The 15,815-nt window shown below is 62.5% G+C and carries 14 protein-coding genes; 5 read left to right on the forward strand and 9 right to left on the reverse strand.

Annotated features, from left to right (window positions below; all coding sequences use genetic code 11):
- The first annotated feature begins 630 nt into the window (after positions 1-630).
- A complete protein-coding gene (locus NH448_RS06070) occupies positions 631-2,226 on the forward strand; it encodes an arylsulfatase (RefSeq protein WP_253028520.1) in 1,596 nt (531 codons plus the stop codon).
- 113 nt (positions 2,227-2,339) lie between these two features.
- Here NH448_RS06070 and NH448_RS06075 read toward each other — a convergent pair whose 3' ends face one another.
- From NH448_RS06075 to NH448_RS06095, 5 genes are all read right to left on the reverse strand, one after another.
- On the reverse strand, positions 2,340-3,233 hold the full coding sequence (locus NH448_RS06075) for a DMT family transporter (protein ID WP_286985701.1): 894 nt from the start codon (positions 3,231-3,233) through the stop codon (positions 2,340-2,342).
- A 172-nt stretch (positions 3,234-3,405) separates the two neighbouring features.
- Positions 3,406-4,443 (reverse strand): Ldh family oxidoreductase, encoded by a 1,038-nt coding sequence (locus NH448_RS06080; RefSeq protein ID WP_253028522.1) that lies wholly within the window; start codon positions 4,441-4,443, stop codon positions 3,406-3,408.
- A gap of 29 nt (positions 4,444-4,472) precedes the next feature.
- Positions 4,473-5,804 carry a TRAP transporter large permease subunit gene (locus tag NH448_RS06085; RefSeq protein ID WP_045992516.1) on the reverse strand — a complete coding sequence of 444 codons (1,332 nt, stop codon included), beginning with the start codon at positions 5,802-5,804 and terminating at the stop codon, positions 4,473-4,475.
- Complete coding sequence (locus tag NH448_RS06090; protein ID WP_045992515.1) at positions 5,801-6,316, reverse strand: TRAP transporter small permease subunit; 516 nt, start codon at positions 6,314-6,316, stop codon at positions 5,801-5,803. The genes NH448_RS06085 and NH448_RS06090 overlap by 4 nt, the downstream gene beginning before the upstream one ends.
- Positions 6,317-6,409: 93 nt before the next feature.
- Positions 6,410-7,474 (reverse strand): C4-dicarboxylate ABC transporter substrate-binding protein, encoded by a 1,065-nt coding sequence (locus NH448_RS06095; protein ID WP_045992514.1) that lies wholly within the window; start codon positions 7,472-7,474, stop codon positions 6,410-6,412.
- 376 nt (positions 7,475-7,850) lie between these two features.
- Between NH448_RS06095 and NH448_RS06100 the strand changes: the two genes are divergently transcribed.
- On the forward strand, positions 7,851-8,453 hold the full coding sequence (locus tag NH448_RS06100; protein WP_253028523.1) for an XRE family transcriptional regulator: 603 nt from the start codon (positions 7,851-7,853) through the stop codon (positions 8,451-8,453).
- Between the two features lie 380 nt (positions 8,454-8,833).
- Here NH448_RS06100 and NH448_RS06105 read toward each other — a convergent pair whose 3' ends face one another.
- Together NH448_RS06105 and NH448_RS06110 are read right to left on the reverse strand one after the other, a co-directional pair.
- A complete protein-coding gene (locus NH448_RS06105) occupies positions 8,834-9,658 on the reverse strand; it encodes a metal ABC transporter permease (protein WP_253028524.1) in 825 nt (274 codons plus the stop codon).
- Positions 9,658-10,425, reverse strand: a complete 768-nt coding sequence (locus NH448_RS06110) for a metal ABC transporter ATP-binding protein (protein WP_253028525.1) — start codon at positions 10,423-10,425, stop codon at positions 9,658-9,660. Before NH448_RS06110 ends, NH448_RS06105 begins: the two co-directional genes overlap by 1 nt.
- A gap of 96 nt (positions 10,426-10,521) precedes the next feature.
- Between NH448_RS06110 and NH448_RS06115 the strand changes: the two genes are divergently transcribed.
- From NH448_RS06115 to NH448_RS06125, 3 genes are all read left to right on the forward strand, one after another.
- Positions 10,522-11,532 (forward strand): zinc ABC transporter substrate-binding protein, encoded by a 1,011-nt coding sequence (locus NH448_RS06115; RefSeq protein WP_366077651.1) that lies wholly within the window; start codon positions 10,522-10,524, stop codon positions 11,530-11,532.
- A gap of 74 nt (positions 11,533-11,606) precedes the next feature.
- Positions 11,607-12,290 carry a metal-binding protein ZinT gene (locus NH448_RS06120; protein ID WP_253028526.1) on the forward strand — a complete coding sequence of 228 codons (684 nt, stop codon included), beginning with the start codon at positions 11,607-11,609 and terminating at the stop codon, positions 12,288-12,290.
- A gap of 237 nt (positions 12,291-12,527) precedes the next feature.
- Entirely contained in the window at positions 12,528-13,700 is a 1,173-nt protein-coding gene (locus tag NH448_RS06125) for a hypothetical protein (protein ID WP_253028527.1), read from the forward strand.
- Between the two features lie 409 nt (positions 13,701-14,109).
- Here the strand turns inward: NH448_RS06125 and NH448_RS06130 are convergent, their stop codons facing one another.
- Positions 14,110-14,313: a cold-shock protein gene (locus NH448_RS06130; RefSeq protein ID WP_045993826.1), complete on the reverse strand. Its 204-nt coding sequence runs from the start codon at positions 14,311-14,313 to the stop codon at positions 14,110-14,112.
- Positions 14,314-14,677: 364 nt separating this feature from the next.
- Positions 14,678-15,475, reverse strand: coding sequence for an OBAP family protein (locus tag NH448_RS06135; protein WP_253028528.1), 798 nt, complete (start codon positions 15,473-15,475; stop codon positions 14,678-14,680).
- Positions 15,476-15,815: the final 340 nt, after the last annotated feature.

Genomic DNA, 15,815 nt, shown 5'->3' on the forward strand with positions numbered 1-15,815 from the left:
GCGATGCGAGATAGCCGAGGCGTCTCGTACTCGAGGGAGGCTCGTCGCTATGCAAAAAACATCACCCGGCCAAGGGCCGGGTGATCGAAGGGGACTTTCGCTGGAGTGATCCACCACTTGCTCCACGGCCTATTCGACCGCTTGCTCCACGGCCTATTCGACCGCTTGCTCCACTCTCTACTCCACTGCCTACTCCACCAGCAGCGCGGCCTCCTGGCCGATGCGCTCCAGGGTGGTGTCGCCGGCACCGGCGACGCTCAGGGCCAGCGCTTGTTCGCTGTCTGCGCCGCTGTCACTGCCGCCACAGCGCCATTGGGATGATCAGCCCAGCAGCCTTCGAAGCTCGAATGATCGCATAGACCGGTGTCCACTTTTGTTGGGCAAGATCAGGAAGCACCCGCCTGGCGATGGAGCCCAGGCCGTTATGCCTTTCGGGGGATGGCGCCCTCCCACCTCACTCGCCACACTGCGACCACGCCCGAGCAACACGCCAATGCTGCACATCCTGGCACCACCCGACGGATACCGGGAAGACATCAGGCGCCAGACAGCGTCCTGCTTCAGTGATCACATGTCTCCCCTGGCACCGCGGCTCTCTTCTTTCCCTGGGCCCGACACATGGAGTGGAAAATGAGGACTTCCATCGCTGCGACAATGCTGACCGTGGCCCTGTCGGCAGGCCTGTTGGCGGCCAAGGCCCCCATCGCCATGGCCAGCACGCTGTCCCGGGCGGTGGCGGAAAACGACCATCGTCAACCGGCCATTCCCCACCCCCAGCAGCAGGCTGCGGCCGCCCAGGCGCTGGCGGACTTCGAGGCCCGCGCGGGCCAGAAGCCTAATATCCTGCTGTTTATCGTCGATGACCTGGGCTACGGTGACCCTGGCGCCTTCGGTGGTGGCGAGGCCGTCGGCGCCCCCACCCCGCATATGGACCGGCTGGCCGATGAAGGCCTGATGCTGACGTCGACCTATTCGCAGTACACCTGCACGCCCACACGTGCGGCCATCTTTACCGGCCGTCTGCCGGTACGCACCGGCCTGATCCGCCCGATCCTTGCCGGCGACAGCGTCAGCGTGAATCCATGGGAAGGCGAGACGTCCATTGCCAGGCTGCTGTCGAACCAGGGCTACTACAGTCTGCTGGTGGGCAAGTGGCATATCGGGGAAGAAGAAGGCATGCGCCCCCACGATGTGGGCTTCGACGAGTTCTACGGCTACTACCGGGCGCAGAAGGAATACACCCAGCGCTTCGATGAGCGTCGCTATCCCGACCTGGTACTGGATGACGACAAGCTTGAGCGCTACGACCGGATCAAGGCCGATGACAACCTGATCCACGGCCTCGCCGACGGCACCACCGAGGTGGTCAGCCAGGTCAGCTCCATCGAGGACATGGCCGAGGGTGACGCCCGACTCAGGGACTACACCGTCGACAGCATCCAGCGGCTGTCGCAGCAGGACGCGCCCTTTTTCATCACCCACGCCTTCATGAAGGTGCACGCCGACAACTGGCCATCGGAGGCGTTTCGCGGCGCCAGTCCATCGAAGTATCCCTACAAGGACGCCGTCGTCGAGGTCGACAGCTATATCGGTGACATCGTTCAGGCGCTGGATGACAGCGGCGAGCTGGAGAACACCTTCATCTTCGTCACCTCGGACAATGGGCCCCAGATGGATAGCTGGCCGGACAGCGGCTACACCCCCTTCCGTGGCGCCAAGGGCACCACCTGGGAAGGCGGCGTGCGGGTCCCGGGCATCGCCTACTGGAAGGGCATGATCCCGCCCGGCCAGCGCTCCGACGGCCTGTTCGATCTGATGGACCTGTTCAATACCTTCGCCACCCTGGGCGGCGCCGAAGACGGCATCCCTCAGGACCGCTACATCGACGGCATCGACCAGACGTCCTTCTTGCTTACCGAGAACGGTCAGTCCCACCGCGAGCAGGTCTACATGTGGCTGGGCAACCAGTTCACCGCCCTGCGCATGCGTGAGTACAAGATGCATACCGCTGTGGTGCGCGCCGACGATGGCCTGCGCTGGATCGATATGGCGACGGTGGAAAGGACCGCCCTGGCCCCTTGGCTGTTCAATCTCTACATCGACCCCAAGGAACAGATGACCGTCGGCCACCGACGCAACGCCTGGCAGGCGTCCATGGTGGCCGAAGCCGGCGCCCATCGCGCCACCTTCGAGAAATTCCCGGCCAAGAACATCGGACTGGAGTAGCCCGGGCGCCGAGCTCAAGGCCCGCAGCGCCCCTCGCAGGACTGGTCTCTGCCAGGTCGGCAGACGGTGACGACCGTGGCGCCGACGACGTCTGTGCTATCGAGGCGACTTGCCTACTCTGAGGCTGTCGCCGCACGGTGCTTGAGCAGGCTGATACCGGTCACCGCGCCGAGAATCAGCAGCATGCCCCCGACCTGAGGCAGGGTCAGGCTCTCGTCCAGCACGAACAGCCCGAACAAGGTCGCGGTGACCGGTTCGACCATGGCGACGATGGAGGCCATGGTCGGCAGCGTATAGCGCACGCCGACAACGTAGCAGAAGAACGACAGCGCGCCGCCCAGCACACCGACCAGCAGAAACAGCGAAACGTCAGCGGACGCAGGCACCGAGGCCAGCGTCGAGAAATCCGCCAGCGGCAGGATCAACAGGGCGGCGGTGGCCAGCGCCATCGGCAGCGCCGCCGTGGCCGAGCCATGCAATGCCGCAAAGCGAAAGCCGAAGATGAAGAAGGCGTAACCGACGCCTGCCAGCAAACCGGCGGCGATCCCGAAAGGCGTCACCACGCCGGCGTCGGCGCGGTAGATGCCGGTCAACAGCACGATACCGCCCATCACCACCGCCATGGCCAGCCACTGCACCAATGACGGACGCTCGGCCCCGGTGAGGAAGGACACGACGAACACGAAGATCGGCGCGCTGTACATCAGGGTCGCCGCCACCGCCACACTGCTCTCGCTGATGCTGATGAAGTAAAAGGTGAAGTTGGCGGCGATACCGCACCCGGCGAGCATTGCCCACATCGCCATCCGGCGGTTGACCGTCGGTCGCCCGCGCCGCCACCAGGACAGCGCCAGCCACACGAGCATCACACCCACCCCCACCAGCGCCCGCCAGAAGGACACCGCCTCAGGCGTCCAGTCGCGCTGCAACAGCAGGCTGCCGAAACCGCCGGCGAGCCCCCACTGCAGCGATGCCAGCATCACCAATAACGTCCCTGTCATTGCCATGACATGCCCTCGCTTCGAACAAATGAGCTCTCGGTCGGGCGTCGCTGCCCAACCGTACCCCAGCGTAGGAAATGATCACGGCGCGTCCCAGAGGCGCGGCAATGACTTCGTGTAAGCCTCATGTACCTTCGGCCGGGCGGCGACACCTTCGGCTAAGGCGCCCCGCGTCACCTCACGCCAGCAGCGCCTCGATATCATCGAGCAACGCCTGGGGCACCCAGGCGCCACGTGATTCACTCAGCGCCCGCTCACGGTAACGACGCTGGGCCGGCAAGCGTGCGCCCTGGCCCAGCAGCTCGTCGAACAAGCGCTCGGCCCTGGCCATGTGCGCCTCGCTGGTGGCGCCTGCGGTGCGCGCCGGGTCGATGGCGATGATCAGTTCCCCGTGGTACGGAAGCCCTGCGCGACCGGCGTCGTGCTCGCTGGACTCGACGCTCAGCAGGTCGCCGATCATCGGGCCGGCGATCAGCTCGACCATCAGCGCCAGTGCCGAGCCCTTGTGCTGGCCAAACGGCAGCATGGCGCCGTGATCCAGTACTTCCGTTGGGTCGGTGCAGGGCCCCCCGTCGCGATCGACCCCCCAGCCCTCGGGGATCGGCTTGCCCTCGCGGCGATGCAGCTCGATATCGCCCCGGGCGATGGCGCTGGTGGCAAAATCAAACACCAGCGGCTCGCGCCCTGGCCTGGGCCAGCCAAAGGCTAGCGGATTAGTGCCCAACAGCGGGCGACTGCCGCCGTGGGGCGCCATATAGGCCTGGGTGGGGTTACAGGCGATCGCCACCAGGCCCTGTTCCGTCAGCCGCTCGAGTTCGACCCACAAGGCGGTGGAATGCACGCAGTGATTGATCGCCATCAGCGCGACCCCGGCGTCGCGGGCCTTGTCCACCAGCAGCGGCAGCCCCAGCTCGAAGGCCAGCGGTGAAAAGCCACCGCCGGCATCGACCCGCACCACCCCGGCGGCCACGTCTTCTACCTCCGGGACGGCGTCGGCGACCGCCGCGCCCTGGCGCAGCGTCTGGACGATCCCCAGCAGACGGTAGAGCCCGTGTGAGTGGCTAGCGTCCATCTGCGCCGCCACCAGGGTCTCGCCGAGGGCCCTGGCCTGCTCGGCACTGAAGCCCTGGTGCTCCAGCACGCGGCGACTGAGCGACATCAGCGCCTCGCGGGTCAGGTAGGCCCCGTTGTCGACGGTGGTGTCGGAGTCCTTCATGGGGGCGTCTCCTTTGTCAGTGTCCGGGGTCATTTCCACGAGGGGCCGCTCAACTGCTCGGGTAGCCACAGCGCCAGCGACGGGAAACTCAGTACCAGCGCCAGCACTACCAGCTGTACCACGATAAAGGGCACCACCCCGATGTACATGTGCTTGAGCGTCACCTCCGGCGGTGTGATCGCCCTGAGGTAGAAGATCGACGGTGCCAGCGGCGGCGTCAGATAGCTAGTCTGCATCACCACCAGGAAGGCCACGCAGAACCAGATCTCGTCGAAGCCGAGAGCACGCACGATGGGCATGGCCACCGGGATGACGATCAGCACCACCGAGATCATGTCGAGCACGAAGCCGGCCAGGAAGGCGATCAGCAGGATCATGCCGAGGATCATCCAGGGGCTCATGCCGGTGTCCATCAACAGCGACTGCACCGTGGCCATGCCTCCGGCGGCGAAGAACACTCCGGCGAACATGTTGCCCCCCAGCACGATCAGCAGAATCATCGCCGAGATATTCAAGGTCCGCTTGGCCGAGTTCCACAGCACGTCCAGCGTCAGGTTGCGATAGGCCAGCGCCAGCACCACCGATCCCAGGGCGCCGCAGGCGGCCGCCTCGGTCGGCGTGGCGATGCCGAGCAAGATCGTGCCGAGCACCGTCATGATCAGCGCCATGGTCGGCAGCAGCGCACCGAAGGTCATCTTGAGCTTCTCGCCGAGGGTCGCCCGCTCGGCGTCGTCCTGCGCCATGCGCGGTGCCATCTCCGGCTTCAAGTAGGCGATCAGCACGATGTAGAGCAAGAAGAACAGCGCCATCAGGAAGCCCGGGAACATCAGGCCGCTGAACAGCGACCCCACCGAGACGCTGGCCACCGGGCCCAGCACCACCACCGTGATAGACGGCGGGATCGCCGTCCCCAGCGAGCCGCTGGCACAGATGGTGCCGGACATCAGCGACTTGCTGTACTGATGTTTGAGCATGACCGGGATGGCCAAGAGCCCGATCACCGCCTCGGTGGCACCGACCACACCACTGGCCGCGGCGAACAAGGTCCCCATGACCACCGCGCCGACGCCCAGTCCCCCCGGCAGCCGACGGGTCCAGAAGTGGATCGCCGTGAACAGCCGCTCGGCGATACCGGAGCGCTCGAGCATGGCGCCCATGAAGATGAACAGTGGCACCGCCGCCAGGATCGAATTGGAGGCGGTGTCCTCGATCTTGGTCAGCAACTGATAGGCGGCAGCGTCACCGAACTGCATGATGCCGAACAGTGTCGCCACCAGAATCATCGAAAATGCGATCGGAAAGCCGGCGATGATGAAACCGATCAAAGCCGGGAACATCACCAGCGCAAGATAGTCGCTCATGCCGCGCCCCCTTGGTCGGGCGTGCGCCCTTGCATGATATGGATCGCCTTGAGGATCTCGGCCACGACCTGCAGCGCCAGCAGCACGAAGCCGGCCCACCAGGTCAGAAATACGGGCCAGATCACCGGGTTCCAGGCCGAGCGGCCAGAGCGCTCGTTCGAGGCGAAGGCCTCCAGCGCATACTGCCCCAGCTCCCACACCAGCCAGCCCAGCACCGGCAGAAACAGCAGGTAGCCGACCAGGCGCACCGCTGCGTTGGTGCGATCCGACCAGCGCAACGTCAACAGATCGACGCTGACGTGCTGGCCCAGGCGCAGGGCGTTGGCCATGCCCAGCATGAAGATGGCACCCATGACCATGTAGCTGACCTCGAAGGCCCACAGGGTCGGGCGGCCCAGCACGTAACGGCTGAACACCTCATAGACCAGGGCCGCGATCAGCGGAAAGGTCAGCATGGCGCCCAGCCCTCCCGCCAGGCGGGTCAGCCGCTCGATAGCGTGAATAAGCTTCATCTCGTTTGCCCACAGGTGGTGGTAAAGACAGCGGCCCGACCAGGCAGCAAGGGGGTTAGCTCTTGCTGTCTGGCCGGGCCGCAAGGCGTGTGGTCAGTCGCGACCCATGGCACCGATCGGCAGACGATACTGCTGCCAGTTGGTCATGCTGGCCTTGAACTCACGCTGGGACTCGAGCACCCGGGCAAACCACTCGTTGCTCTCGGCGTTCTCGTCTTCCCACTTGCGCGTTTCTTCATAGATGGCGTCGATGAACGACTGATCCAGCTGGACGATCTCGTTGGGGCCGTCGACCAGCTCCTGGTAGGCCTCGAGGTCGGCGTAGGAGCTCGCGAGCCAGGAGTCGAACACGCTTAGCTTGCCGGCCAGACGCAGCAGCTCCTGCTGTTCGGCGCTCAACGCATCCCAGGCGTCCTGGTTGACCTGGCACTCGAGGAAGCCACCCGACTGGTGCACGCCAGGCAGGATCACGTACTGCGCCACGTCCTGGAAGCCGGTGGGCTTGTTCATCTCGGGGCTACCCCACTCGGCGGCGTCGATCACGCCACGGTCCAGGGCGTTGTAGATCTCGCTGCCCGCCATGACCACGGTGGATGCACCCAGCTGAGAGGCGATCTCGGCCCAGGCGCCGGAGGTGCGCAGGCGCAGACCCTGGAAGTCCTCCAGCGTCTCGACCTTCTTGTTGGAGTGCAGGAAGATCTCGGTGCCCAGAATCGAACAGGGGAAGGCCACCACATCGAAGACGTCACGGCGGAACTCTTCATACAGCTCCACGCCGCCGCCCTCGTACATCCACATCATGAACTCTTCCGGCGTCAGGCCGCTGGAATGCCCGGCCAGCAGCGCCGCGGTGGGATCGGTGCCGTAGTCGTAGTTGACGTAGTTGTGGCTGACCTCGGCCACCCCGGCCTTGACCGTATTGGTGACCCGCAGCGCGCCCCCCAGGGTGCCACCGGGGAACACCTCGATGGCGATGTCACCGGCCGTCAGCTGGTCGACATAGTCGGCGAAGGTCTGGGCATCGCGCTCAAGCCAGGGACCGCCGCCCCAGGGAGTGGCCATCTTCCAGTTCATTTCCTCTGCGTTTGCACTCAGCGAGGCACCCGCCAGCGCGGCCGCCAGGGCGACACCACCCGCCAGTCGATTCAGTTTGTACATTATTATCCCCATTGGATTTTCTTGTGGAAATTAGGCGCTGTCCGAAAAGTCGACGAGCGAAGGTTAGACAAGGCAAAAATCGGTGAGAAAGCGCAGTTTACGGGGTGTAAATGAGCATTTTGATCCGATTTTTAACGCCGTATTACCGAGCGCAGGCACTTTTCAGACAAGCCCTAGGAGCGCAATGACCGTGCTGGCAAGCGCTTTGGCAACCCCGGGATCACGCCGGAGCGCCCGCTCACACGCACACACCTTGCTATTGTCGCGTTCGTGAATGAGGATTGCATATACGCAATATTCAGTCAAAACTATAAAAAAAGACCAACAACCAACGCTTTTTCTTGAAAAATTCGAGGCAAAGGCGTCGGAGGCCAGCATGAGCGACACCGTCACCCCGCCCCCACGCGTCAGGGAGCGTCCGCGCAAGGCAGGTTCCATCGGCACCAACCTGAAGGCACTCAGAAGCGATAGGGGCCTGACCATCGCCCAGATGGCCGAGGCCTCGGGCAGTTCCGCCGCCAGCATCTCGCGTATCGAGAACGGCCGGCTATCCCCGACCTACGACGTGATCGTCAAGCTGGCCGCCGCCCTGGAGGTAGATGTCAGCGAACTCTTCTATCACAACGAACGCAGCGCCCTGAGCGGCTGGCGTACCCTCACCCGGGCGGGCCAGGGGCCCGTGGTCGAGACCCCCGACTATCGCTTCGAGCTTCTGTGCAACGACATGGTGGCCAAGGACTTTCTGGTGTTTTCCACGACGGTGCTCAACACCAGTATCGAGGAGTTTGGCGAGTTGCAGCGCCACGCCGGACATGAGCAGATCGTGGTGCAGCAGGGTGAAGTGGAGGTATGGACGGAGCACTACGAGCCGACCCGGCTCAAGGTTGCCGACAGCATGTCCTTCGACAGCCAGATGGGCCACGCGGTGATATCGGTCGGCGACGAGCCGGCGCGGATACTGTGGATCTGTACGTCCTGAGAAGCCCGACAGCCGTGCGGCTCGTCCCGACGCCGAGCCCCGTGCACACTGCGCCGACCCGGGACAAGCGCCGGCGTGGCCGGCCACACAGGGGCCGACCACGCTAGGTGCCCGTAGCGCTTGCGTACAGGCAGACGAGCGATGGCTCCAGTGCGAGCGATAGTGCCAACGGCTTGCCGGACAACGTCGCAACATCGCCGATACGCTGGCGATGCCTGACGATGGCGACATCGATATCGACTTTGAACCTCCTCGTGCGGAGATCGCCACCAGACCAGCCGATGACTCATGATGCTGCTAGACTGCGCAAGGGCCAGTAAGGCAAGGCTGATCCTGCAGTGGCGGCCTGCGCCCAAAGCAGCAACGCACGGGTTACCCGTTCAGGACGAGATATTGCTGGAAGACATTCTGACGAACCGGCGCCTGCCGAGATCCACCAGGCTACACAGGACAAACACCACAGCGGCGAGGCTGACGATGGTCGGACCGGTAGGCGTGTCGAGCCAGTAGGCCGCCTGAAGACCGCCGGTGGTAGACGCGGCTCCGATCACCACTGCCACCAGCACCATGGCTTCCGGGGTGCGGCAGAAGGGTCTGGCGGCGGCGGCGGGAATAATCAGCAGTGCAGCGATCAACAGTACCCCCACCACCTTGAGCGCCACCGCCACGACCACCGCCAGGGACAGTGTCAGCACCAGCTGCTCGCGCCCGGGATGGATGCCATTGGCCCGCGCCAGATCCGCGTCCAGGGTCGCCGTCAACAGTGACGACCAGCGCCACCCCACCAGCGCCATGACCAGCAAGGCGCCGCCGGCGATCAACACCAGATCCCCCTTGCCGACCGCCAGAATGTCACCGAACAGATATGCCATCAGGTCGATACGCACCCCGGACACGAAGGACACCGCCACCAGCCCGAAGGCCAGCGCCGAGTGAGCCATGACCCCGAGCAAGGTGTCCATGGCATAGCCACGACCGCTGAGCAACGAGACCAGGATCGCCATCAGCAGCGACACCACCAGCACTCCGGCGAAGATCGAGGTCGACAGCAACAGCGACAGTGCCACACCAAGGATGGCGGCGTGCGCGGTGGCATCACCGAAGTAGGCCATGCGGCGCCACACCACAAAACAGCCCAGCGGGGCGGCGGCCAATGCCACACCGATACCGGCGAGCGCCGCACGCAGCATGAAGTCATCGAGCATCAGGCCGAGACCCCCAACGAGCGGGCAGCGCCCACCTGCGCCAAGGCCGGGCTAGCGGCGTCTTTTTCGCGCAGATGTTCGTGGCGGTAGAAGGCGAGCGCGTAAGCGGTATCGGGGCCAAACAGCGCCTGATAGGCCGGGGACGCCAGCACTCGCTCGGGCGTGCCCTGGCAGCAGACGTGGCGATCGAGGCAGATCACCCGATCCGAGGTGCGCATCACCACATGCAGCTCATGGCTGACCATCAGGATCGCGCAGCCCGTTTCGCGCCTCACCCGCTCGATCTGGCGATAGAAATCCGCCGTACCCCGGTGGTCGAGGCCCTGGGTTGCCTCATCGAGCAGCAACAGGTCGGGCTTCTCCAGCAGGGCTCGCGCCAGCAGAACACGCTGTCGCTGGCCGCCTGACAACGACAGCAACTGTTGCGAGCCCAGCTCAGGCACGCCGGCCTGCGCCAGGGCCTGCTGCACGGCTTTGCGGGAACGTCGACGAGGCAGGTTGAGAAAGCGCGTGACCGTCATCGGCAGGGTCGGACCGATGGCCAGCCGCTGCGGTACATAGCCGATGGTGAGCCCGGGCCTTCGCACCAAACGTCCGCCAGCGGGCGTCAGCGCACCGATGATGGTACGCAAAAGCGTCGATTTGCCCGACCCGTTGGGGCCGACCAGCGTCACGATTTCGCCGCATTCGAGCTTGAGGTCTATGCCCTCGAGGATGGTCTGCCCTCCCAGGACGACCCGCAGATCATCGATCGACAATAGCGGCATGAACATTCTCCAGAGCCTTTCTCGATTTCGAAAACAATGTTATATCATAACAAAACATGCCACAATCACCCGCCCCGAGAACGCTCCAAGAGATCGATGACGATGCACACCTCGCTACGCCCCCTTCTCCTCCCTTGCCTGCTGCTTCCTGCGATGGCTGCCGCAGAGGTCCCCTCGGTGGCCGTGGATATTCCGCCGGTCCACAGCCTGGTGGAGCGCGTGATGGGAGACCTGGGGACGCCGCAACTGGTCATCCAGCCTGGAGCCTCCCCCCACGGCTACGCCATGCGTCCTTCCGAGGCCGAAGCCCTGGCGCAGGCCGACGTGGTGTTCTGGGTCAGCGATGGATTGACGCCCTGGCTTGCCAAGGCACGCCAGTCACTGGCGGTGGATGCGCAGCAGGTGGAGCTGATGGAAAGCGCCGGCACGCAGCGCCTGACCTATCGACAGGGCGCGACCTTCGAGGCCCACGATCATGATGAGCTCCATGAGCACGAGGAGCATGAGGGCCACGGGCACCACGAAGGGCATGACGGCCACGAGCACGAGCAACATGCCGGCCACGACCATCACGACCATTCAGGCTGGGACCCCCACGGCTGGCTGGACCCGGTCAACGCCCAGGCCTGGCTCGATGCCATAGCAACTTCACTGGCCGAACTCGATCCCGACAACGCCGACATCTATCGACACAACGCAAAGGAAGCCCGCGGCGAGCTCGATGACCTGATCGATGAACTGGAGACCCGCCTCCAGCAGGCCCAGAGTACGCGCTTCATCGTCTTCCACGATGCCTACCAGTACTTCGAGCGCCGCTTCGATGTGCCAGCGGCCGGGGCGATCTCCCTGGGGGATGCATCTGACCCGAGCCCTGCGCGTATCCGAGAGATCCAGCAGCGTGTCGCCGATCTCGGCGTCCAGTGCGTCTTCCGAGAGCCCCAGTTCAACCCGGCGCTGGTGGACAGCGTGTTCCAAGGCACCGGCGTCGAGACGTCGCTGGTCATCGATCCCCTGGGCGTCGACCTGCCGCTCGGTACCGAGCTCTATCCCGCATTGCTGCGCCAACTGGCCGACGGCGTCGCCCGCTGCGCCGCCGAGGCCGAGTGATAAAAGCCCTGTTCTCTCCAAGGCCTCTCCGGGGAGGCCACAACGCCCCACCAATCACCCCAAGGAGCAAGACGATGGACCCGATTCTGACCCGCCGTATGGCCGTCGCCGCAATCAGCGCCCTGACACTGGCGACCGCCCCCCTGGCCCTCGCACAAAGCGATTCCGCGGCCAGTGAAGCGCACGATCACGACCATCATGATCATGAGCATGATCACGCCAAGGACATCTACGCCGGCTATTTCGACGACGACCAGATCAAGGATCGGCCGCTGTCCGACTGGGAAGGCGACTGGCAGTCCGTCTACCCCTACCTGCTGGACGGCACCCTCGACGAAGTGTTCGCCCACAAGGCCCAGCAGAGCGATGACAAGAGCGCCGAGGAATACAAGGCGTACTACGAGATCGGCTACAAGACCGACGTCGACCGTATCGTCATCGATGGCTCTACCGTCTCCTTCCACGAAGATGGTCAGGTGCTCTCCGGCGAATACGCCTCCGACGGCTACGAAGTCCTGACCTACAAGGCCGGCAACCGTGGCGTTCGCTACATCTTCGAGTACCAGGGTGAAGACGACAGCCTGCCGAACTACATCCAGTTCAGCGACCATGCCATCTACCCGACCGAGGCCGACCACTACCACCTGTACTGGGGTGACGACCGTGCGGCCCTGCTTGAAGAAGTCACCAACTGGCCGACCTACTACCCCTCCGAACTGGACGGCCAGGGTATCGTCGATGAAATGCTGGCCCACTAAGGCCTGAGTAAAGAAGGAACAAAGCCCCTCGATCGAGGGGCTTTGTTTTATCGGTGAATCGGTGCACTAGCCGGAATGCACAGCAGTGCGCCGGACAGACTGTTCACCCACCAGAAACGGTTTGCCAGCGCCGTCCTGCTGAACTCGCCTATCGTGCTGACGATGCAGGCCCGCATTATGGCCCTTTACCGCCATGATGTATAATTTTACGCATAGCCGCGTAAAGAGGCGTATTCCATGGTTTCCGCAACTTATGTCTTTCACCGACCAGCCCTCGCACAGTCGATCGTGACAGGCCTGGCTGGCGATGGCCTGATCGACTACAGCGGCGGGCTATTCCTCGCCGCACCACGGCGCACCGGCAAGAGCACCTTCCTGCGGCAGGACCTGATGCCTGCCTGCGAACAGCACGGCTGGGAAGTGGTTTACGTCGACCTCTGGGCAGACCGCCAGATGGATCCAGGCCTGCTGATCGAACGCGCTATCATGGCCAGATTGCAGACCTACGCGCCGCGCATCAAGAAGCTCTTGAGTGCTGCCGGCGTCGATTCCGTCACGCTACACAAGACGCTGACGTGGGACCTGACAGGTTCCGCTCTGCCGGATGAAGCCACCCTGACGGAAGCCCTGCAGGCACTGCACGAAGCATCGGAACGTCTGGTCGTACTCTTCATCGACGAGGCACAGCATGCACTCAGTAGCGAGCAGGGGATGAACACCATGTTCGCACTCAAGGCCGCTCGCGATGCGTTGACCCTGGGCAGGGCGAAACCAGGCCTGCGTCTGGTGTTCACTGGGAGCAGTCGTGACAAGCTGGCCCAACTGGTGTTGAGCCGCGACCAGCCCTTCTTCGGCAATACCGTCACCCCCTTCCCGTTACTGGGGGATGATTTCGTGGAGGCATTTACCCACCACGTCAATGCAAGGCTGGCTCCTGGTAACACCTTCCAGGTCGCAGATGTCGCCAAGACCTTCGAACGTGTGGGTCGCCGTCCTGAACTGCTGTGGGACGTCATCAAGCGCGTTGCCTTGGAGCACGGGCGGGCCGACGACCTCGGAAAGCTGCTGGAGCAAGGAGCACAATCGATCCAGGCAGACTACCAGGCCCTCTTCCAGTCCGACTTCGATCAACTGCCCGAGCTACAGCGCGCCATCCTGCTCGTCCTGGCCCGAACATCGGCGCAACAGCGCCCTTTTACACCCTTCACCAAGGATACGCTCAAGGAGATCCAGGCTCTTGCCAAGCGCAAGACCCAGCCTTCGGCATCCACCGTTCAACGTGCGCTCGACTCGCTTCGCGAGAAGGGCCTGGTATGGCGCTCTGGTCGGGGAGTTTACGCCCTTGAGGACAGCGGCATGGGAGACTGGCTGCTTTATGCTGATGAGGCAAGCCCAGCGAAGCCCCTTTGACGCGTTAAAGCCGTCAGCAAAGTTTGCTATCCACCACTATCGCCTCTTGGGCAGGTTGAGCTACCGGCCTGCCAATCCCGCTGGTCCAGCACGAAGGCCTCCTAAGCTCAGTCCGAAAAGTCGACGAGCGAAGGTTAGACAAGGCAAAAATCGGTGAGAAAGCGCAGTTTACGGAGTGTAAATGAGCATTTTGATCCGATTTTTAACGCCGTATTACCGAGCGCAGGCACTTTTCAGACAAGCCCTAGATAACCGGGCCAGGCTGCTTCGCAAGACAACCCAAGCATGCGGAGCCCGAAAAGAAGATAAACGCCGACCACACACGGCCAGACCTAGACTTTTCACACACAAAAACGACAAGACCCGCCGGAGCGGGTCTTGTCATTCATCTCAGTTAGCTAACTAGAAGTTAGATAACCTTGATGTTAGAAGCCTGAAGGCCTTTCTTGCCCTGGGTCACGTCAAAAGAGACCTCTTGACCGTCCTGCAGGGACTTGAAACCTTCAGCCTTGATTTCGGAGAAGTGGGCGAACAGGTCGTCACCACCGTCGGCCGGAGAAATGAAGCCGAAACCTTTAGCGTCGTTAAACCACTTAACTGTGCCAGTTGCCATGATCGAATTCCTTAACGCAGAGCGTTGTCATTACAGTTTGCCGGGTGTCATCCCAGAAATATGGATATAACAAGGGGGATATTGCCAGGCTACCGAATGATTCGATCAGTACTGAAATATACGACTTGCTAACCAACGAGAAGCATCCTCTCACGGCTCGGCGTGCCTTGTCAAACCTTTTTAAAGCATGGCAACAGAACTTTCGCACGTTGCGCGGCTGGTGCCCGGGACGAGGCTGGCGTCGCTGACCTCCCCCGCTCCCACCAGAGACCCGCAGGGCGGCTCGCGTTTCACCAAGCGAGCAACCCATCATCCGGAACCCGGCAGTACCGATCACCACAGCCAACCGGCAAAACCGACGACATCACTCACTGGTCTTGGCTTCCACACCAGGGATGGGCTGGGTTGACCTGGGAAACTCTCCTTTCAACACATCAACACCCGACTGGGGATTGGCCAGCGGCACCAGATCTTGCCTGGCCTGACGCCGCTCCTCTGTGTCGATCCCCATACGTTGGTCTCGATCTTCGACCAGGCCCGGCTGCGGCTCTCCGGTACGATTAAAGGACCAAGCCAGCTCGGGCTTACCCAGCGGCAACGCCTGGTCTTGTTCATCGCTGTGTGAACTGCTCCATGTGTGCCACGTCTTGCCATAGCTGTTCATCTTGGATTGCATCAGCTCATGATCAGCGGTTTCAGGCAGGTTGGGCGCGACCAATTGGCCAGACAGAATCTCCCCGTTATGGGGATGCCAATATTGCTTCTCTTCTTCAGGCAGGGTCTCAAAAACGCTTTCGGATATGATGTATTCCACCCCGGTGAGGTGGGCATCCGCAGTATTTCCATCGTAAAGCGCACACTGCATGAAGTCTTCGTTGACTTGCTGGCAGAAGTGATGCGCTTCGAATTGATGGCTTGGCTCATCCTTCATGGGATGGAAACCAACAAGATAGATATTGAGCTGATCCGTCGGTGCATCGGTCTGCAATGCACTGGCCCCTGCTTCCAGCACATTGGTCTTGGTGCTTTCTGGATGTCCGGGCACGTCGGTTGCAGGGCCCGTCTCGGCCATACCGGTACAGCCGTTCAGAGCGACGACACACAGAGCCGCTGACGCACCGCGATAAAACACTGGAGTTACAGGCACACGCTTATCTTTCATGACCATTCCCTTGGCACGATGAATATCACGCTCACCCATCGCATAATCTGACAGATGCGCCTGGATGACGTCTTTGCAATAGCAACTTGACTATACAAGCCGGCCCTTATCTACATCAACACGTCGAATGCCAACTCTCTATGACGTCAGCCTTGCTCTTGGCGGCTCTCCCAGCCTTTGTTTATCAGTTACTTATCGGTTTATTGGGATGGGAATAAGGACGGAGACGGAAACAACATGCGGAAACCACGGACGCTTGGCAGCCGTTGATTATTGCCATTCGTGCAATAAAAAATTGCAGACAGGCGCCTTTTTTGTGTCTGCGCCAATGCACTAAGCT

Source organism: Halomonas sp. OfavH-34-E, from assembly GCF_024124525.1.
Classification (GTDB): domain Bacteria; phylum Pseudomonadota; class Gammaproteobacteria; order Pseudomonadales; family Halomonadaceae; genus Halomonas; species Halomonas litopenaei.